The organism is Flavobacterium sp. Leaf359 (genome assembly GCF_001423985.1).
GTDB classification, from domain to species: Bacteria; Bacteroidota; Bacteroidia; order Flavobacteriales; family Flavobacteriaceae; genus Flavobacterium; species Flavobacterium lindanitolerans.
Genome location: NZ_LMPW01000012.1, coordinates 765,648 through 786,650 on the forward strand (window position 1 = coordinate 765,648; position 21,003 = coordinate 786,650).

Annotated in this window: 15 protein-coding genes; 7 read left to right on the top strand and 8 right to left on the bottom strand. The window is 37.7% G+C overall.

Annotation, left to right across the window (positions count from 1 at the left end):
- Positions 1 to 10 precede the first annotated feature (10 nt).
- The gene (locus ASG38_RS11950) at positions 11 to 1,027 is read right to left on the bottom strand and encodes a DUF3667 domain-containing protein (protein ID WP_056071065.1); all 1,017 of its coding nucleotides are present in this window, start codon (positions 1,025 to 1,027) and stop codon (positions 11 to 13) included.
- Between the two features lie 352 nt (positions 1,028 to 1,379).
- On the opposite strand from ASG38_RS11950, the gene ASG38_RS11955 reads away from it, so the two are divergent.
- The 5 genes from ASG38_RS11955 (at position 1,380) to ASG38_RS11975 (ending at position 6,309) form a co-directional block, all read left to right on the top strand.
- Complete coding sequence (locus tag ASG38_RS11955) at positions 1,380 to 2,072, top strand: DUF421 domain-containing protein (RefSeq protein ID WP_056071069.1); 693 nt, start codon at positions 1,380 to 1,382, stop codon at positions 2,070 to 2,072.
- Positions 2,073 to 2,077: 5 nt separating this feature from the next.
- On the top strand, positions 2,078 to 2,569 hold the full coding sequence (locus tag ASG38_RS11960) for a GNAT family N-acetyltransferase (protein WP_056071071.1): 492 nt from the start codon (positions 2,078 to 2,080) through the stop codon (positions 2,567 to 2,569).
- A gap of 101 nt (positions 2,570 to 2,670) precedes the next feature.
- Entirely contained in the window at positions 2,671 to 3,048 is a 378-nt protein-coding gene (locus tag ASG38_RS11965; protein ID WP_056071074.1) for an STAS/SEC14 domain-containing protein, read from the top strand.
- Between the two features lie 19 nt (positions 3,049 to 3,067).
- Entirely contained in the window at positions 3,068 to 3,574 is a 507-nt protein-coding gene (locus ASG38_RS11970) for a pyridoxamine 5'-phosphate oxidase family protein (RefSeq protein ID WP_056071076.1), read from the top strand.
- A 233-nt stretch (positions 3,575 to 3,807) separates the two neighbouring features.
- The gene (locus tag ASG38_RS11975; RefSeq protein WP_200937036.1) at positions 3,808 to 6,309 is read left to right on the top strand and encodes an AsmA-like C-terminal region-containing protein; all 2,502 of its coding nucleotides are present in this window, start codon (positions 3,808 to 3,810) and stop codon (positions 6,307 to 6,309) included.
- Positions 6,310 to 6,378: 69 nt separating this feature from the next.
- Here the strand turns inward: ASG38_RS11975 and ASG38_RS11980 are convergent, their stop codons facing one another.
- The 7 genes from ASG38_RS11980 to ASG38_RS12010 form a co-directional block, all read right to left on the bottom strand.
- Positions 6,379 to 8,688, bottom strand: a complete 2,310-nt coding sequence (locus ASG38_RS11980) for a BamA/TamA family outer membrane protein (RefSeq protein WP_056071079.1) — start codon at positions 8,686 to 8,688, stop codon at positions 6,379 to 6,381.
- On the bottom strand, positions 8,678 to 13,759 hold the full coding sequence (locus ASG38_RS11985; RefSeq protein WP_056071464.1) for a translocation/assembly module TamB: 5,082 nt from the start codon (positions 13,757 to 13,759) through the stop codon (positions 8,678 to 8,680). The genes ASG38_RS11980 and ASG38_RS11985 overlap by 11 nt, the downstream gene beginning before the upstream one ends.
- A gap of 127 nt (positions 13,760 to 13,886) precedes the next feature.
- Positions 13,887 to 16,496: a DNA ligase D gene (ligD, locus tag ASG38_RS11990; protein ID WP_056071082.1), complete on the bottom strand. Its 2,610-nt coding sequence runs from the start codon at positions 16,494 to 16,496 to the stop codon at positions 13,887 to 13,889.
- A 42-nt stretch (positions 16,497 to 16,538) separates the two neighbouring features.
- Positions 16,539 to 17,330 (bottom strand): Ku protein, encoded by a 792-nt coding sequence (locus ASG38_RS11995; protein ID WP_056071085.1) that lies wholly within the window; start codon positions 17,328 to 17,330, stop codon positions 16,539 to 16,541.
- Positions 17,331 to 17,460: 130 nt separating this feature from the next.
- Positions 17,461 to 17,757 carry a hypothetical protein gene (locus tag ASG38_RS12000; protein WP_056071088.1) on the bottom strand — a complete coding sequence of 99 codons (297 nt, stop codon included), beginning with the start codon at positions 17,755 to 17,757 and terminating at the stop codon, positions 17,461 to 17,463.
- A 15-nt stretch (positions 17,758 to 17,772) separates the two neighbouring features.
- The gene (locus ASG38_RS12005) at positions 17,773 to 18,408 is read right to left on the bottom strand and encodes a ferritin-like domain-containing protein (protein WP_056071090.1); all 636 of its coding nucleotides are present in this window, start codon (positions 18,406 to 18,408) and stop codon (positions 17,773 to 17,775) included.
- A 167-nt stretch (positions 18,409 to 18,575) separates the two neighbouring features.
- Positions 18,576 to 19,091, bottom strand: a complete 516-nt coding sequence (locus ASG38_RS12010; RefSeq protein WP_143395013.1) for a lipocalin family protein — start codon at positions 19,089 to 19,091, stop codon at positions 18,576 to 18,578.
- Between the two features lie 299 nt (positions 19,092 to 19,390).
- Here ASG38_RS12010 and ASG38_RS12015 point away from each other — a divergent pair, with 299 nt between their 5' ends.
- Complete coding sequence (locus ASG38_RS12015) at positions 19,391 to 20,065, top strand: SRPBCC family protein (RefSeq protein ID WP_056071095.1); 675 nt, start codon at positions 19,391 to 19,393, stop codon at positions 20,063 to 20,065.
- A 297-nt stretch (positions 20,066 to 20,362) separates the two neighbouring features.
- Entirely contained in the window at positions 20,363 to 20,806 is a 444-nt protein-coding gene (locus tag ASG38_RS12020; RefSeq protein ID WP_056071098.1) for a hypothetical protein, read from the top strand.
- Positions 20,807 to 21,003 lie beyond the last annotated feature (197 nt).

Sequence of the window (21,003 nt, forward strand, 5' to 3'; positions counted from 1 at the left end):
AAATACGAATTTAATGTAAATTCCATAGGCTGTAGAGAAATAGTATTGTTGAAAAAATACTGATAAGGAACATGTTTATAAAAAACAATATAAAGCCCTTTAGTCTTGAAATGGCTTTGTGTTCTCCAAAAAAGTTGCTGTGGGCTCTAAAAAAGTAAAAAAACATATAGAACATGGCAGCAAGATTATAAAGGTTGGACAAGATGCTGCCATACGGGATCAGGTCCATAATCCAGTTAAAAAGCATTCCAATCGTTATAACAAGCAAAAGGAATGAGAAATAATGCAGGGTAAACACGCCACTGTCGAAATAATACCACTTTTTCTTGTCGTGCATCAGCCAGAGGAAAAAAGCAAATATCGGCATATATAAAAACAAGACTTTTGGAAGTGTATGGACAAAGGATTCCATGGCCTTGTTCCAAAGTTCAGCCCTGTTTTTGCTCTTTAGAATTTTTATGATTTTTTTAGCGGCACTATATTCAAAGTCTGAGAGCTTTTCTGCTTTTTGAGAGTTTTTTTGAATGGAATCTAACTGTGTGAGGTTTTTGATGCGGGGTCTGTTAGGAAGGTCTATTCCGGAAAGTTCCTCTTCCACCTCGTCATTCATTTCTTTAAGTCCCTTTTCACTTTCTTTATTTACTTCCTCCTTTGTTGTTTTTACCTCTTGTTTTTCGACATCTTTCTTTTCATTAAACTTTATAAGCGATGGGCCGGGCAAAAGCGTAGGAAGGAAGAAGGTTACAAAACTGATGAAAATATAAAGCTTTACCGGAGGTACGAATTTTTTTCTTTTGCCTTCCAGATAAGTTTTTGTCAGATAGCCGGGCTTGAATAAGAGGCCTTTTATGGTTTTCCAGAAGCTGCCGTCATAGTGGGTAAGGTCTTCTATAAAATGTGTAAACAAATAATGAAACGACTGTCGTGTTTCGGTGTTTTCCTGTCCGCAATTAGGGCAGAACTTATTTTCAACTACATAATTGCAGTTCAGGCAGGTTTTGTTTTCCCGTAGTTTTTGGTGTCCCATTTTCTAAGATGAATGCTTCTGTTTTTTTATGGAAGCTAAAACTATAAAAAAATCCAAAACATTTGGGAAAGATTTTAAGAAACTTCAAAAAAAAGCAAGGCTTCAACATCTTCTCAATGCTAAAGCCTTGCACATGAATTACAAGCTACTCTAAATTAACGTGATTGCAATTCGTGTTATTTTCTATCAAAATGTACTGATAGCCAATTCAGAAATTTATATTCGGATGAATTGGACTATAAAATTACACTATAATTCGATTTTTTGTTTTTAAAAAACTATTAAATTTCTCTTAAAAATTCACTAAGAGCAAGGCAGAATTAGTAAATTCAAATAAAAAAAGGGCTAAAAGATGTATTCTATTTTTGAATGGGAAAGGCTGCTTATAAACAATCATCCTTTCGAGTTTCTTTTCGAGGTAATTTTCAGGTCGGTAATTATGTTTATTGTCCTGTTGATTACATTGCGGTTTACCGGAAAAAGAGGAGTGAAGCAGCTTTCGATTTTTGAGACTGTTATCATTATTGCTTTGGGTTCTGCAGCCGGCGACCCTATGTTCTATGAAGATGTAGGATTGATTCCGGCTATCACGGTCTTTATTGTTATCATTTTGTTGTACCGGTTTGTGACCATGCTAACCGGTAAGTTTAAATGGTTTGAAAATCTGGTCGAAGGAAAAACGGAATGCCTGATTGAAAACGGGAAATTTTCTATAGCCAGTTTTGAAAGAGAGGGATTGGCGCAGGACGAATTTTTTTCGGAATTAAGACTTCGTTCAATTGAGCATCTCGGACAGGTGAGGAATGCCTATCTTGAAACATCCGGAGAGGTGAGTATTTTTTTCTATGAAGACAAGGATGTAAAATACGGATTGCCTATCTTGCCACAGTTATTTGAAAAAAAGAGCCAGACCATTCCCGGAACAGGTTTCTATTCATGTACTTTTTGTGGACATACGAAAGAAGTCGAGGCAGGAAAAGCACATTGTGAGGTTTGCCATAAAACCGAATGGGTCGAAGCAATCAACACTATACGAAAAGCATAAAATAAATGATTACGATTACCAAAACTACCGATTATAATGCCGTACGAAAGATTGCGGAACAAACCTGGCCTAAAACCTATGGGCATATTCTTTCACCAGAACAGATTGACTATATGTTTGCTATGATGTATAGCATTGATGCGCTAAAAGAACAGGCAGACAGTAAAGGACACCATTTTATTCTTGCAGAAGAGGACGGAATACCTTTGGGTTTTGCTTCTTATGAATTTAACTATAAAGGAGAGCCAAAGACCAAAATCCATAAAATTTATATCCTTCCCGAAACACAGGGCAAAGGAATTGGAAAAAAACTGCTTGATTACATAGTAGAAAAGGCCAAAGAAAATAAAAATACGATACTTTCCTTAAATGTGAATCGTTACAATTCTGCCTATGAGTTTTATGTCAAAATCGGATTTGAGAAAAAAGGGGAAGAAGATATAAATATTGGAAATGGCTACCTGATGGAAGATTATATCATGGAAAAACAACTATAGTTATTTAGGATTTTGTTGGCAAACATTATGATATCAATAACATAGCTCCCGTTTTATATGGCGTAACTTTGAGTAAGACCCTAACCAAAATACTCACTGTTATGATAGAACAAATCCACAACCTGCCACAAAATATGGTCGGTTTTCGCTCCAGTGGCGAGGTTACACAGGACGATTTTAAACTCGTAAATAAAAAAGTTTCTGAGCTTGTCGAAACAACAGGCAAGCTCAATTATTTGCTTTTTTTAGATAATTCTCCGGCCGATTTTACTTTTGGGGCCTGGATACAGGATGCCTTGCTGGGTATCAAAAATATTACCAAATGGAACCGGGCTGCTATTGTTTCCGATTCCGAAACGGTCGATAAATTCACTTCTTTTTTCAGCAAAATTATGCCCGGAGAATTTAAGGTTTTCCGAAAGGACGATATGGCACGTGCTGTTGACTGGACTTCGGAAAAAATTGATATCAAAGAATAACCAACTAAAAAATAACGTCATGGGAGATTACAAAAACTTAAGCAGCGAAGATGCTGTCTCGAAATTGAAAAAACTGGCAGAAGATATCAGAGTTTGTATGTTTTGCACGGATTTGACGCATGCGCCGTTTTCAACACGGCCAATGAGTGTACAGGAAGTAGATGAATCAGGAAACATATGGTTTCTGAGCGGTGCCGATAGCGATAAGAATTTCGAGATAAAACAAGACGAAAATGTACAATTGCTTTTTGCAAAGAATTCAAGTTCGGAGTATCTGAATGTCTATGGAAAAGCATTTATCTACCGGGATAAATCGACCATCGAAGACAAATGGAGTCCCATTGCAAAAGCATGGTTTTCAAAAGGTAAAGATGACCCGAATGTTACCGTAATCCGCGTTCAGCCTGATTATGTTTATTATTGGGATACCAAAAGCGGTAAGATGGTATCGCTATTGAAAATAGCTGTAGGTGCCATTATTGGAAAACCACTAGACGATAGCATAGAAGGAAAACTTTCGGTATAATTGATTTTCAGTAATTACCGGAATATGCATTTGAATATTCAATGCTTTGCGGCCTTGCGTCTTTGCGTGAAATTATTGCTAACAAAGGCGCAGAGCCGCATAGTTTCTGACATTTAATCTTACCACTAAAAAAGCAAAGGCTTCTAAAAACGGAAGCTTTTTTTATTTTTATGCCAATCTTCAATGATTTATTGTAAATTTAGATACTGACGCCTGTCAATTGATGATAGCCCATGCAAATAAAAGCTGTAATTTCCAGATTTCTTGAAAAAATAAGCGGCCTGCCTCGTTGGGTTAGGATTTCATTTAGGGTTTTGTCAGGGGTATTTCTGCTAATCATTATAATGTACATAGGACTTGCTTTTTATGTCAATACCCATAAGGAAGAAATCTTAGCCTCAATCAATCAAAAAATCAACGAAAATATCAATGGTAAATTTACAGCAGAAAGTATGGAGCCTACTTTTTTGCAAGGATTTCCGCGTGTTTCATTAAGGATAAAAAATGCGGTTTTAAAAGACAGCCTTTGGAACTCCCATAAAAATACACTGCTGCAGGCCGAAGATTTTAATGTTTCGATTAATGTGCTGGCTTTCCTAAAAGGAACATTAGAGATTAAGAAGATAGCTATCAATGAGGCAAAGATTCATTTGTTTGTTGCCGAAGACGGTTATAGTAATACGGCGATTTTTAAACCAAAGCAAGAAAAGGAATCTTCTGGTGAAGGCAGCTCTTTTGCAGAAATAAAGGCTTTTGAATTGCACAATGTTGTTTTTATCTCTGAAAATCTCAAAGGGAAAAAACTTTTTAAATTTTCAATCAATGACCTGAAAGGACGGCTGGATTATAACTCGGAAGGCTGGAAAGCGGCTGTAAAATTAGATGCTTCTGCCCAAAGTCTGGCTTTTAATACAGTGCACGGAAGTTTTATTAAGGACAAAACACTAAATGGCAAATTTGATATTGCTTATAATGAAAAAGCAGAAACGATTGTTTTTGACCCCAATGATTTGGAAATAGGCCGTGATGTCTTCAATATTGGAGGGAAATTTAATGTTGGTAAAAACAATTCCGGTTTTTCACTGCATATCAGGGCAGATAATATTTTATGGAAAAATGCTTCCAATCTGCTTTCAAACAATATCAGCCGGCAATTGAACCGGTTTGATTTGGAAAAACCCATCGATGTCAATTGTGATATTATTGGTGATTTGAATGCTGAAGGCGACCCGTTATTTTTGGTAAAAGCGGTTGTCAAAAATAATCGCCTGCATATTCCTGACGGAATTATTGATAATTGCAGCTTCAACGGAATGTATACCAATGAATTGGTTAAAGGCAAAGGATTTAACGACCCTAATTCTGTCGTTAAGCTTATGGGATTCAAAGGCGATTATAAAGAGATTCCTTTTGTGATGGATTCTGCCATGATTAATGATTTCAGCAAGCCTATTGCCTCGGGTGTTTTTAAGGCGAAATTTCCCCTTGAAAAATTAAATAATGCTGTTGACAGGAATCTGATGGTATTTTCCAAAGGCAATGCAGATGTTGAATTTCAATTTAAAGCCGATATTGTTGATTTTGAAATTACGAAGCCTTTTGTTTCAGGGTTGGTTACCATTAAAAACGGAGATATGCTTTACGTTCCAAGAAATCTGGCATTCAAAAACACGAATGTAGCTCTGAATTTTACAGATAAGGATTTATTTATCAGTAATATCAGATTACAAAGTGGTAAAAGTATTGTCAATATGGAAGGGAGTATTCAAAATTTCCTTAACCTGTATTATACGGAGCCTGAAAAACTGGTGTTGAATTGGAAAGTAACAAGTCCTCAACTGTATTTGGGAGAATTTCTAGGTTTTTTGGATAATCGTAAAACGGTGAAGCGTGCTCCGGTAAAAACAAAAAAAGGGAATGTGAACGATAAATTGGATTTTCTTTTTGAAAAGAGCAATGTCGCCCTGAATGTTCAGATAGACAAATTCTACTATAATAAATTTACCGCGACCAATACAAAAGCAGCCATACTGCTTTCTGACTCCGGAATTACAATACAAAATGCAGTTGTACATCACGCAGGAGGTCAGGTAAATCTCAGCGGTTCTGTACAGCAGGGAAAAACAAAAAATAATTTTTCGATGAAGGCCAATGTGTCTAATGTGGCGATAGAAAAATTTTTCTATGCGTTTAATGATTTTGATATGCAATCTCTGAAATCAAAAAACCTGAAAGGTTATCTGACGACTTCCGCAACCATTTCCGGAACTATTTCAAATGAAGGTAAGCTGGTGCCCAATTCTATGAACGGAACGGTTGGTTTCGCCCTTAAAAATGGTGCCCTCATTAGCTTTCAACCAATTAAAAGTGCCGGAAAATTTGCCTTTCCTTTTCGCGATTTGGATAATATTACATTCAGCAACCTGAAAGGCAATTTCGACATAAGTGGAGAAAAGGTAACGATTCACCCAATGCAGATTAATTCAAGCGTATTGAATATGGATATTGCCGGTATCTATTCTTTTGGGAAAGGCACGAATATAGCGCTTGACGTACCACTCCGGAATCCTAAAAATGATAAGGATATAACCGATAAGGAAAAGCTGGAAGAAAGGAGAAACAGAGGTATAGTACTGCATCTCCTGGCATCAGACGGTGATGACGGAAAAATAAAAATCAGACTCGTTAGTAAGAAAAAACGAAATGAGGAAGTAGATTTAGGCGATAAGCAATAGGCAATAAGCTTTACGCTTGCGAGTTTTTGCGAGCAATTATTTCACGCAAAGTCGCAAGGACGAAAAGTATTAGAATGGATAGCCAATCGCCAGGTTAAAAACCAGATTTTCTTTTCTCCAATCCGGGTCACCAAATCTTACTTTATCAATTACCCAACGGTCGCCTTCAGGAAGATAAGGCTTGCGGAGAGGAAAAGCCAAATCCAAACGTAAGACCAAAAATGAAAGGTCAAATCGCAGACCGGCACCTGCACCAACAGCAAGCTCATCTATAAATTTACTCGAAAAACGGGCACCTGCTTTGTTTTCATTATCATTCATCAGCCAGATATTTCCGGCATCTACAAATAAGGCACCATGAACAATGCTAAATAATTTGGCCCGGTATTCTGTGTTCAGTTCCAGTTTCAAATCTCCGGATTGGTCGGGCAGGAAGGAACTTTCTTCTACATTTGGGTTATAGGTTCCGGGACCAATTGAACGTGCCCTGAATGCCCTGATACTGTTAGTTCCGCCTATGAAAAATTGCTTGATAAAAGGAAGTTCTTTTGAGTTTCCGTAAGGTATTCCTACACCCACAATAATTCTGCTGGCCAGTTGTGAATCGCTTCCAAGTTTTAGGTAATGGCGGAATTCATTTTCCAATTTTACAAACTGGCTGAACGGAACACCCAAAATCTGTTTCGGATTGTCTGAATTGCCTCCCATAATTAATCCTGTTACCGTAGCTGAAAGGTCTATGCTGCCTTTGTAATAGAAAGTATTTGTGCGTCTTCTTCGCATCGTATTGGTATAGGTATAGGAATAAGTAGGACCAAAAATCAGCTGCTTTTCAATAACGCGTGCTAAGGAAGGATTTCCCGGCGTTTCCTCTGTTCCGTCAATTTGTGCCTGGTATTCTGCTGAAACATTACCGGAACTTACATAGGTAACTTCAGTAAGATTCAGCTGGTGTTCCTTTCGGGCATTTTCTTTCCATAAATAACCAAAAGAACCTTTAAAAGTATTTAGAGTATAAAGACGTTGGCGTTCCTGATGTTCATAGCCTATTAATGCCCTGGTTTTGGGTACAAATCCGCTACCGGATTCGAATTTGAAAGGTGCAATAAAACGCGGCCATATCAGGCTGGTTTCACCTCCAAAACGGAAAACATTATAGCCTTTATTCTGGCCGGAAACCTGTACTTCCATACCGCCAAAAGCAGTAATCGTGAGTAATTCAGCTCCTTTGAAAGTATTTCTGTTGAGCCAGTTGACATTGAGCTCTGTTCCGGTGTAGTTGGCAGAGTTTGTCTTACCCAATACTTCTACACGAATGGATTTTTTAGGAAGAGGCGTGAGATAATAATAGGCATCCAGCGCATCATCAATAGAATCTGAAACACGGAATTCATTTTTTACAAACTTGAAGGTTCCCAGATTGACCAGACGATTGAGTGAAAGGTTATGGTCTGTCCTGTTATAGACATCGCCTTTTTTGAAATATAAAGTCCTGTCATAAATACGCGGATTAAATGTTTTAGTCGTGTCAATAATGGTAAGGTCCTTGTATTTTTCAGCATACGACTTATCTTCAGAAATACTGTCTGCTGTTAGGGAATAATTCGGATAAATATAGGTTTCATTAATCTTGTAAATTTTTTTTGAACGTTCCGGCGTTTCATTTTTTACCTTAACAATTAAATCTACTTCCTGTTTTCCTACCGTACTATCGACCTGTACCAAAATAAAGTCAGGACTGAAATAATAGTAGCCTTTTTCTTTTAGGCGGGTATCGATGCGTTCTCTTTCATCTTTAATATTGTCAAGACTATAAGCATCGCCTACTTTTAACCTACTTCGACGCTGTAATCGGGCAATATTTTTTGATAGTTCTGATGAATCGGAAGGAAACGTAACGCTTTTGATTTTGTACTGCTTTCCAGGGCGTACGGTATATTCTGCAGTGACTTTTCTGTTACGGCTTGTTCCGGTTGAATCGGATTCTGTTCTTACTTTAAAATAGCCTTTGTTTTCGGCATAATTTTGAAGTATGCTTTCGTTGTATTCCAAATCGACCTGACTAAAAAGCACAGGCGGTTCTCCCACCTTATTGCGGAGCCAATACCTAAAACCTTTGTCTTTTTTAGGCTCGCCGGCAATGTTATAGAAATAAAGTTTAGGGCGGAGCCCTAAGAATTTTTTATTAGGCAACGGTCGTAACAGTGGCTCCAGTTCTTTTTCCAGATTTTTTCTTTCTTTTCGGGATAGGAGTGAGTCTTCTACTTTTACCTTACCGCCTACATAGAGCGCTTCGCCTTCTTCAAGATATTTCAGATTGCTACAGCCATACAAGAAAAGTAAGGTAAAAAAGAGCGTATATTTCAGGCTAGTTTTCATTGTCGGTTTCATTTTCTTCTTTTTCTTTGGCTAATCTTTCTTTTTCTTTTTGTTTTTCCCGCAGTTCTTTTTCTCGTTTTCGGGTTTCTTTAATCATTCTTTTTTCTTCTTCGGTTCTGTGGAAAAGTTCCCGGAATTTATTGTAGTCCATTGTAATGATAAAAGCTACTCCGGTTTCAACCACTTGTCCCTGTAAGGCAACCTGGTATTGGTTTTTTCTGTAGGCACGAACCATATAGCGTCCGTCTTTGGTCAATTGGTAATCGGCAGAAACGTCTCCTGCAATGTTTGTAGTTTCTTCATTGGCTTGTTGAGGACCTTCAATGCCAAAGCTGCTTCCTACGGTTACTTTTAGCCGGTCATTCAGCAATCGTTTTGACAGGCCTACATTAAGGTCGGTTCTGTCTTCTCTTGAACCTGTAGTATAGTCTTCTCTGGATTGCAGGTCAAAGTCAAGTTCTACGCCCTGAATCAGGTCGCTGGCGAGATTATTCAGTTGCTGTGACAGGATTTTGCTCACACTTTGTCTGGCAATTGCTCCAGCGCTTGTTCCTCCCGCATCACTGGCAAAAGGATTTTCACCAATAAAACGGCCTAACAGCAAGAGTGCAAAAACCTGTTTGTTAAGTTCGCCCGGTTCCTGGCGAAGCTGTGCCAGTTTTGTTTTTGACGCAGAAATGATTTCAGTAGCTACGCCATAATTCCCATCCGGAAGTACGATATCAAAAGTAATTTCCGGTTTCAGCAATTCGCCATTCATTTTCAATAACGTCTGGAACGGAATTTTTTGTTTGTAGGTGTTCCGAACGGCTGGTGCGGCATTGCCCAGTTGATTGTCCAGCAAATCAATAGGGGCGGTTTCTATTTCATAAACGGCAGTAATGTTGACATCTGCCGAAGTAGGTTCTCCCGTCCAAAGTATATAACTGCCTTCCTTGATATCGAATTTTCTTTTAATGAGGTTATAGTTCATTTGATAAGCACCTTCGTTGAATTCGTATCTTCCGGTGAGCGTTGTTTTTCCGGATTCATCTATACCGCCGGTGAGTTGGGCTTCGCCTTTCAGGTTTAAGTAGTCACCGTTTCCTTTGTCGATAATCATTGTCAGTTCGGCTTCTTTTACGATTTCGATGTTTACGGAAACGTCCATACCTTTAAATTGGGTTTGTGTCAATGCCTCGGTAGGAGCCGTAAAACGCTTGTCAATTTGTACTTCGTCTTGGTCAATAAATTCTACAATCCCCTCACGATCGGCCAAAGACGGGTCGGATTGTGGCAGTACGATTGTAAGGTCCGTGTCTTTGTTTATTTTGAGTGTACCGTCAACTACAGGTTTGTTCAGGTCTCCTTTTACGCTAAGATTTGTATCGAGTACCAAAACGCCATAATAAAGGTCATTGTCTTTTTCTTTCGAGTTGAGTGCCTTGAAATTGTCTGCCTTGATTTTTAGGTCAAAACCGAAATCACTGTAATTGGTTGTAAGTACGCGTCCGTTAACCGTCAAAAGATTGTCTTCGGCATCAGATATTGAAAAATTATTGAAGCCAATTCCGGTATTGGTAAACGAAATCTTATCGTTTATGGATTTGAATTTGGAAGCAAGCTGTTTTACTTTGAATCCAACTTCATTAAACTGCAATTCCCCAATAACACTTGGTTGTTTTGTGCTTCCGGTGATTTTGAAATCTCCTGTCAGGAATCCGGTACTTTCTGTAAGATTGCCCATTGTAAATCCCTGGATGGCTTTCATGTTGAGTTTTTCGATATCCAGTGTCATATCGAAAGTACTGTTGTCTATTTTGTAAATTCCATCAAGGTTTACCTGATTGCCATCTCCGGTAATAGCGACATGGGCATCGAGTGTATTGGCTGTTTCATTATCTACCTTAATGCTGATGTTTCCTATAGTGTCTTTTTTGAAACTGAAATCTTCAATATTCAGGTCGGCAGTGAAAGTGGCATTTCCGGTCAGGTTTTTAAGCAATACGTTTCCGTCAATTTTTCCGCCTGCCAGAAGCGTGTCTTTTTGGATAGCACTGGTAATGGTTTCAATTTTGAAATCGTTGAAAGTCACATCTACCGGTGCATTTGGCTTTTCGGATTGGGATTGGAGTTTTATGGAGCTTCCATCATTGCTTAATTCGAAATTATCCGCATAGATACCCTTGTCTCCAAACCGTATAATGTTGTCTCTTTCAATATCCCAAGGCTCATAGTTTAATACCAGACCATCAGGTTCCAGGGAAATTTGCGTATAACCTTCGGCAGACATCAGGTTACCGGCTATCAGATAGTGGTCTTCATCTTTTTTATCTCTGACGAGCAACGTATAGTTGATTTTGTTGTTTTTTACTTCACCGGAGAGACTGGTATAAGGCAGATTAATCTGTGAGTTTTTGATGTCGTCAATAACCAGGCTGTATATTAATGCATCGTCTGCGGTTTCTATATCCAATTCACCATTTGTGATAGTATTCGCACCGTATATAATTTTTGGAATTTTTCCGTTTACAGTAATACTGTCGCCTTCGCTATTGTATCTTCCGGTGATTTGAATAGGAGAGATACTGGTGAGTTCCGGTACAAGCTTTAGCAGAATAGGGTCATCTTTGATTCCTACTTTAAGGTCAAATCGTTGAGGTTTGGTTGCCTGTTTTTTTCCTTTTGGGTTGGTATCGTAATATTTGGCAATTGAATTGGTCAATGCTGTCGGAACCTGGTCAATTTGGAATTTCCCGCTAAGTGAAGCATCAATAAATTGCGATTTTAATGTGATGGTATCACTTTCTGCAGTAGATATGGCCGCTATTTTTATAGAATCCAGAGCATAGGTTTCTTTCGCATCTGCAACCAGTACGTTATGAATGTCGATTCTTCCGTTTAGAAAAGCAGGGTCAGAACTGGTGATATCCGCATATACATTACCACGAATTTTTAGAGGACCGGCATGCAGGTTGAGTTTTTCCAAATCGGCAATATCGGTATTGAGTTTTAGTTTAACAGCCGGATATTTGTCCTTAAAGTTTCCTTCCGCATCCAAAACGAATGTCAGGTTGGCATCATCCATTCCGGCCTTGACGTTAAATTGTCCGTTTTGTATGGCACCTTTTAGTTTCAGGTCACGATAAACATATCTATTAAATTCTGCTTTTACCAGCCTGCCGTCAACAGTTGCATTTGCTGTTTTAGGATTCAGTCCTGTTCCGTTGACTTTCGCCCTAAGGCTTATTTTTCCGAGCGAGTCGTTTTTGAGCAGCTTGCCAATATCAAAATTGTCGATTGTGGCATCGGCATTGTATTTTTCATGGTTTTTTCTTCTCTGGTCGAATGTGGCTTTTATTTTGGCTTTTCCGAAACTACTTGCCAGGGCCATGTCTGTATTAAAATTAGAGACAGAGCCTTTGAAAAAACCGTTCAATGACAGTTGTGCCGGAAGTTGGATATTGGAGGGAATTGTGCCTTCCGGAACAAAGGTATTGATGTCTTTTGAAGAGGTTTTGAGTTCGCGGATTTTTAAATCGAAGTAGGTTTTTTCTACATCGGGAAGTCCTGTAATTCTGCCACTTGCTGCGACGACTGTTGTTCCAATACCGCTGATTTCAAGGTTAGGAATGGTGATGTCGCTAACTTTTCCGTAGACTTCACTATTAATATACATTACCGCATTCGGATTGGTTTTAAACGGGTTTGTATTTTCAAGAGTAGGGACAAACAGCAATATGTCTTTAAAACCAACACGGCTGTCTTTAAGCGAGGCCTTGATTCCAAGGTTGCCTAAATTGTCTGCAATGGTAGCAATGTTGCCGTAGGTAATGTTGATTTCGTCTTTGATTTCAGTCTGAGGCGTTTTCAGGTATAATTTTTTGAGCGTGGCTCTTTTTGTACCATAGAAGAAATCGGTTCGAAAGGATTCGATAGCCACACCACTGTGGTCATTCATGCTAAATGACTGTATATTTCCTGAAATAGTATCGGCGCTGTAATAGAGTTTTTCACCCTGAAGCTCTACATTGTCAAGATTGAGGTGCTTGTAATCAATTCCCTTTTTAGCCCTTACTGCATTTTCATCGTCAAAACGGAACGCAATATTTTTTAGAGAGGTCGTCTCTAATTTTACTTTCCAGTTTGGTGCGGTTGCTTTTAAAGAATCGGGTGTCTGGACCGCAATTTTTTTGTCGAGTTTGCCAAATGTGAGCCCGCCTTTTATACCATCAATTTCGAAATTTTTAAGGTCAATGTATTGCTTTTTGAGGTCTATCGCATTAAATTCAATAAGTAATTTTTTCAGATTTACACCTGTATTCAGGCGGGTTCCTGCATTATCAAAGCCAATATTGATGTTGGCAAGGTTGATTTCTCCCAACTTCAGATTGAGTTCGGGACTTCGCACGGCTTCATCCGCAACCTCAACTGTATTTTGTGCAACTTCTTCTACAATTTCACCTTGTTTCAGCATTAATTTAAAGCCATCCAGATTGATTTTCGGCACTTCAAAATCCATTTTTTCAAGGTCGAATTTTGTGATTTTCGTATCAAAATGCTGCAGGTAGGCGGTCAGGTCGTTTTTTGAAATCTGATCGTCAAAGCGAACCCTGATTTTATCAAGGTTTATTTTTTTTATAGAAAACTGCATCGGTTCCGAATCTTCTTTTTTGGGTTCTTCGGAAGCAAAGGCTTTGATGATATAGTCGAAATTGAATACGGAATCTTTGTCTCTTTTTATAGTTGTTGTGATTCCTTGCAGGTCGATAGAATTGATTTCTACCTTGTTTCGCAATAATTTAAACAGGTTGATGTCTACTTTCAGCTTTTCGCCAGCCAAAAGCGTATCGCCTTCCCGGCTTTCAAAATAAATACCTTCGACAATTACTTTTTTAGGAAACCCAATCTCGATTCGTTTAATTTCAACCGGCGTCTTAATTTTTTCTTCAAGATAGGAAACGGCTTTGTCTTTAATAAGGTTTTGGAAATAAGGAATTTGTATTAAAATTATAATTAGTAGAAGTAGACCGAGAATTCCTCCCAGGGTCCAACCAATAATTTTGAGTCCTTTTTTGACGTACTTATTCAAGCGTATTTTGTTTTTATTCACTCTAAATTTAAGAATTTAAAAGTTTACTTTTATTAAATACTTCCCAAAATGACAGAAAAAAACTAACAAATTTAGTTTTGAACTTGATGTAATTTTGAGTGACTTTTTAAATCTTATCAAAAATTGATTTTAAATCAATACTTTCCTTAAAAAAGTTCTTCCACAAATCACCTTTTTCTTTCAGACGTGCCGGAACCGTTTTGATATTAAAATTACTGAAATCCAATTTTGAATCGATTTCTTCCCATTCTAAAGGAGTACTTACTGTTGCATTTTCTCTGGGACGTAACGAATAGATACTGGCCATAGTTTTTCCTTTTCCGTTTTGCAGGTAGTCAAGATAGACTTTTCCTTTTCTTTTGGAAGGACTTCTTTCGAGACTGACAATATCCGGAAGTTTTTTGAGTACCATCTGGCTGACAATATGTGAAAAAGTGCGTGTCTGGTTATAAGTGTATTTTGGGAGTATGGGGATAAAAACATGCAGTCCTTTTCCACCGGAGGTTTTTAAATAGGCAGGCACTTGCAACGAATCCAATATTTCTTTTAAGGTGAGCGCTGTTTTGATGATTTTTTCCATACCGGCTTCGTTTGGGTCCAGGTCAAAAATAATATAATCCGGATTGTTGAGCGTACCCACACGGCTGCTCCACGGATTGATTTCAATACAACCCCAATTGGCCAAAAAGAGCAAGGTGTCTTTGTCCTGGCAGAGCAGGTAGGTTATGGTTTCATCGGTTGATTTTGATTTCAGCTTTCTGGTTTTAATCCAATCCGGAACCTGTCCTTCTACATTTTTCTGAAAAAAACCGTCTTTGGTAATTCCGTTTGGGGTGCGTCTTAAAGATTCCGGACGGTCTTTAAGATAGGGAAGTATGTATTCTGCCACTGTATCATAATAAGCTATGACATCACCTTTGGTATATTTTTCTTTGGGCCAGAATATTTTATCCAGATTAGAAAATTCAGTCTTGCTTTCGGGAATATCCATAATTTTGGTCTTTTCGGGTTTATTAGTTTTTGCTGCTTTTGATTGTAGTTCTTTTACAGCTTCTTTTGTTGGTGTTTCTTTTTCTCTGCTCACTTCATGGGCTTTTTTATCTTCCCTTAATCCCAGAAAAACGGGATGGCGCATACTGCCGGAGTCTGTCCATTCCGTGAATTTTAATTGGGCTACCAGTTCAGGAGTGACCCAATGTGTTGCGGGAAATTTTGGCGCAGTTTTGAAAGGACTCGTTTTCCGCTCCATTTTATCAAGTTTTGAGCGAAGTTCTTTTAAAGTGGCATCATCGAAACCGGTTCCAACCTTACCTGAATATATAAATTCATTACCATCGAAATAACCGCAGAGTAGTGCTCCCAGTCCGTTTCGGCTTCCCTGCGGTTCTGTAAAACCGCCAATTACCATTTCCTGTTGTTTGATGGTTTTGATTTTGAGCCAGTCTTTGGTTCGTTGGTTCTGATGGTATTTTGAAGTAATTTTTTTGGCAATGATTCCTTCTCCCCCTAATTTTTGTATGACTTCAAAGGTTTCCTTTCCCCGACCTACGGTGTGGGATGAAAATACAATAGTGTCTGATTTCGGCAGGATGGCTTTTAGGATTTTTTTTCGCAATTGGAGTTCAAGTTGTCTCAAGTCATAGCCATTGAAGTAAAGTAGGTCAAAGACATAAAATTTCAATTTGCCTTTTTCAGGATTTTCGTCAAAATGCTGCAACCATTGGAAATGACTTTTCCCCTTGGTGTCTTCTACAACGACTTCACCATCTAATATTACATCGTCCTTTATGTTCTCCAAGGTTTTGGCAACGGCTTCGTATTTTGTATTAAAAGAAATACCGTTTCTGGAAATGAGATTGACCTTGTTTTTTTGGATTTGTGCCAAGGCACGATAGCCGTCAAACTTATTTTCGAAAAGCCAGTTTTCATTATCAAAAGGTTCTTCGGCAAGCGTGGCAAGTTGTGGCCGCCAATCTTTTGGGAAAGATTTTATTTTTTCTGCATCGACGAGGTCTTCGGCAGAAAAGTCGGCTTCATTTCGGATTAAGGTTTGCCTGGGTTTTTTCTTTGCCGTGTCTTTTTTTTCTTCTTTTTCTATTTCGGTTTTTGAAAGTTTTTTGCCTTTTTCAGAACTGTATACGGCTCCGTTTTTTTCTATTCCTTTGAAATCCAATCCTGAAATGGCTGAGTTTTCGTCGAATTTTACATTGGCTCCTGAAAATTCGTCTTTTGATTTCATTAATAGCCAGAGGTTATCTTTGCCTTTCATTTCGACCAAATGCCAGGCGCCGGATAATTTTTTACCTTCAATTATGATTTTGATAGCACCATCTTCCAGTTGTTTCTTCATTATTTTATTATCCTGACTAATAGTCTTTTCGGGATTTTCCGGACGATAGGTTCCATAATCCCATACCATTACGGTGCCACCGCCATATTCTCCTTTTGGAATAGTTCCTTCAAAGTCAAAATAATCCATGGGATGGTCTTCGGTTTGAACTGCCAGACGTTTGTCTGATGGATTGGCAGAAGGACCTTTTGGCACGGCCCAGCTAACCAGAACACCATCAATTTCTAATCGGAAATCATAGTGCAGGCGAGAGGCAGCGTGTTTTTGAATGACGAACGACAATTTGCCTTTGGATGTTTTTTTGATTCCTTTAGGTTCCCGGGTTTTGGAAAAGTCTCGTTTCTTATTATATTTTTCAAGTCCCATGATTTTATTCTTTTAAGCCAAATAGGAATGATTAAGCGGTAATTAATTCTTTATTGCTTCGAGGCTGGCTTTTAATTGTTCCAATAAATCGTCGGCAGCTTCTTTTTTGGCTTTCGGTTTGGTTTCAGTTTCAGTTTCTTTTTTTGCCGGCTTCCCTTTCTCTTTGGTTTTTTTCCTGATGATTTTCAGAAGCTCGTCTTTATAGGTGTCTTTATATTTTTCAGGTTCAAATTTGTCAGTAAGCTGGTCTATAATGTTTATTGCCATATCAAGTTCTTTTTTGGAGATTTTGACATCATCTGGAATTTTGGCTTCGGAAGGATTTCTGAGGTCCTGGTCAAAACGGATTTGGATTAGCAGGATAGCATTGTCTTCAATTTTGAGGATGCCTAAATGTTCCGTGTTTCTGAGTACAAATTTCGCCAGTCCAACTTTCCCCGACTTTTTTAATGCTTCGCGCAACAAGACATATGTTTTTTTGGCTTCTTTTGCCGGTTCAACTATGTAAGGTTTTTCGAGATATTGTGCGGGGATTTCCTCTTCCATCACAAATTCAAAAACGTCTATTGTCTGTGTCTTTTCAGGCATTGCTTTAGCAAAATCGGATTGATCAAGTACAATATAATCTCCGTTTTCTTTTTTGTAACCTTTGGCAATATCTTCCCAGGGAACTTCTTTTCCGTCTTTTTTACATACCCGGACAAATTCGATAGCACAGTGGTCTTTTTTTCGAATCATATCCAAATCAATTCTATGTGTGACCGAACCGCTGAAGAGTCGTACAGGTATATTAATCAGGCCAAAACTGATACCTCCTTTCCAGATTGCTTTCATAGTATTTCTTTTTATGCGTACTTAAATTTATCAATTTATGGTAAGAAACGGAATTGCTTTAACATGCTTTTCACGTCCTGTCTGAAATAAGAACGGAGGCAAAAGCCTCCGTTATCCTTAGGAATTATGGTTATGGGTTGGTTTCGGTTCCGGTGCGTTTCTGATTCCGTTTTGTCTCTTGCGGATCGTCATCATATTCTTCATCATCGGTTAAAGAATCGTCATCGTCCTCAAAGCCATCATCGAGAAAGTCATCATTATCTTCATCTTCAAAATCCCTGTCTTTGTCGTGTGGATTATTATTATCCCTGTTCAGTTTCGGATTATCGATATCTCTTTTATCATTTTCTGCTTTGAGGGTATTTGAATCCGGGCTGTTCTGGTCAGGATATACATCTTCTTCCGGACTGTCATATACTGGTTTCATACTGTCTTTTTTAGGTTATTCTTCGTTTTCGTCAATGTCATCAGCAGCATCAAAGTTGATGGTGTTGTTAGCATCCTGAGTGAGCATAACATCTGCTTCTTTTTCTTCATTTAATGTTATTTCCAAAAGCTTTGCCGCTTCGTCTTCTCCTAAGATTTTGGCAAAAGTGCAGAGTGTTCCGTAACTGGCGATTTCATAGTGTTCTATTTTTTGCGCAGCGGCTATGATACCGGCATCACGCACGGCACCCGGTTCTGTTTCTTCTAATATGCTTTCTCCTTCTTTAATGAGTCCTTCCATTGCATCGCATTTTTTTGCAGTGGCTTTTTTCCCGATGCTTTCAAATACCTGTTCAAGTCTTGTTATTTGCTCCAGGGTTACTTCCAGATGGTCTTCGATTGTTGTTTTTAAATTTTCTGCTGTGGCATTTTTAGCCATTTTAGGAAGTGCTTTAGAAAGCGCTTTTTCTGCCCAGAAAATATCTTTTAGCTGGTCAATGAACAATTCTCTTAAACCTTCGGCAGCATTCGATTTTGGTTTTACAGTTTGCGAACGCGAAGCTGATGCTGTTTTTGATTGAGAATTTTTATTACCGGTTTTTGTTGTAGTAGTTCTGCTTTTTGGTGTTGCAGAAGAATTGGAATTTTTCATAACAGTTTGGTTTTTAAGTTGATTTATTTCAAAGTTCCAACTTGAAAGCGCTTTTTTACTTATACAATTGGATAAAATTTTTATATGTTTGGATAGGTTACAAAAGCGGGAATTGGACATAAAAAAACTGCTTCGTTTAGAGAAGCAGTTTTTGTAAATGTTATTGGTTATTGTTTGGTAAATACCGTTGTAACGCTACCAACCCTATTGTATGCCACACCTTCCGAATTTCTGTCAGGATAGGTTGTCAAGGTTGTTGTTTGGGTTAGCGTTCTGCCGTTGTTAGACCTTACAAAGTTTAAGGTTACTTCTGTGCCATTTTCCTGTTCGTACGTAGCGGTTATAACGCTATTGGTAGCAGTCCATGTACCGCTTACCGTATTATCTGCACAAACTGCAACACCTGTACTGGTATCAATCAGGATATAATCCATATCATAGGTGAAGGTATTGTCTGAATTGAAGTCGATTCTTCTTGCATCATAACAACTGCTTTCATCCATTTGATTGGTGGATGCTGTTCCGTCTTGATTAAAATCCGTTGCTGCTCCGGTGTTGAATTCTGTCAGGTTATATCTTCCTGCGATACTTCCCATGTTGTTGTTTGATGAATCGTCATCACTTGAACAAGCCCCAAAACTGATGGCTAAAATGGCCATAGCTAAAATTTTTACTTTTTTCATAACACTGTTTTTTAGGTTAGTTATTTGTACTAGTTTACTAGCTGTTTTTACAAATTTCAATAGTAAGACGTGTTAATTCTTTATATTATTTTCAATGATGTTTATATAATTCTTTCTAAATGTTAAAAAAAGTTAAAATTTTAAAGAATAATTAGTAATAATTCAAAAACACTTATTATATATGATTCTTGTTTAGGGTTTAAAAAGTATACTGACGTTAAAACTTGGTTAATGCCAATATGCAGTAAAATAGATTTGAATTTTTAGTTCTACATTTAATAGAAATTAAATTGTTGAATATGAAAGCACAAGAGGTAATTTCCCGGTTATCTGACCTGGAGGTCAATGTTGGGAATACAGAAAGGCTACTTTCTGTTTTATCAGGTTCAGTACTGCTTTATGATGCCTTAGTTAAAAAGCCAAAAAACCTGCCGGGCGCATTGTTAGCCGGATTTATGATTTTTAGGGGAACCAGTGGTCATTGTTTTGGATATGCATTACTGAAAGACAAACCAAAAGTCGAAAAATCCAAAAATATACTGATTAAGACTCAGATAATTATTGATAAGCCGGTTTCAGCAGTATATGATTTTTGGCGCAATTTTGAAAATCTGCCATTGTTTATGAAACATCTGGAAAGTGTTGATGTTCTTGATGATGAAACTTCGGAATGGAGGATGAAAATCCCGGGAAATCTTGGAACCATTCCCTGGAAAGCAGCTATTATCAAAGATGAAAAAGATAAAGAAATTCGCTGGCGTTCCTTTTCAGATGCTTTGATTCATAATATAGGAAGTGTCCAGTTTTTTGATAACGGTGATGGAAGAACAAGATTATATGTTATAATTGCTTATTATCTTCCTTTTGGTACTATAGGAGAAACAATTGGTAAAGTATTGGCCCCAATTTTAGAGAATACTATTGAAGAAGATATTAAAAGATGCAAGTTGCATTTTGAGAGCGGATTAGCATAGATATAAAAATCCCCATCGTTAGATGGGGATTTCAAACAAATAATAAACCTCAAAAATAAATACAAACTCAAGAGATCTTGAAATTGAAATTTTAATTGTGATTTTTATTATCGGTTTTTATTATAGTTCTTCAATTTTACAGTATCAAAGTTACGACCGCATATTTCAAAGTGGTTATATAATTGTGATTAATTTTTATATCATTTGAAAAGCATAAAAAGGGTATAATTTTTTCTGTAAATTATATAAAACCAAAATCGATTTTAATTGTAAACTTTAATTAAAATCAATTTAGGTATGGAACTTGTGAAAATTTGCCTTTCAGCTTTGGCGGGAACCTATGTTATGACGGTTTTTAGCGGTTATGTATCCAATCGATTTCAGCATATTTTTAAAGAACCGGTAGTTTTGAGCCTGGTTTTATCAAAACTGGCCCACAACAAATCCCTGAATCATATATCGACATGGGAGCAAGGTGTCCGTTATCTTGCAGGATTGTTTGTAGTACTTTGCTATCATTATATCTGGACGCACACGGATATTGATCCAACCTGGTTCTGCGGTCTTATTTTTGGCATTATTACCGGACTGGGAGCCATTTTTTACTGGTTTTTTCTTTTCCGTGTTTCTTCTGTTTCAAAAGCGCGTTTTCAGGATTATTATCTTCCGTTGGTAGCTGCTTATATTTTGTTTGCCATGACGGTGATTGTAGTATATCGTGTTTTTGCTCTTTTTGAATAAAACGGTAAAAAACTCTCGTTATCCATAAAGTACTTTTACATATGTAAGGATATAAACTAAGCAACTCAGAAACCTTAGTATTTTAATATCTTTTTTAGAACGCGGATTTAACGGATTAGAAGAAATTAGCGCGAATTTGTGAAACTTACCGCTTTAGAATCTTAATATCTTAGTGTCTTTTTTTAGAACGCGGATTA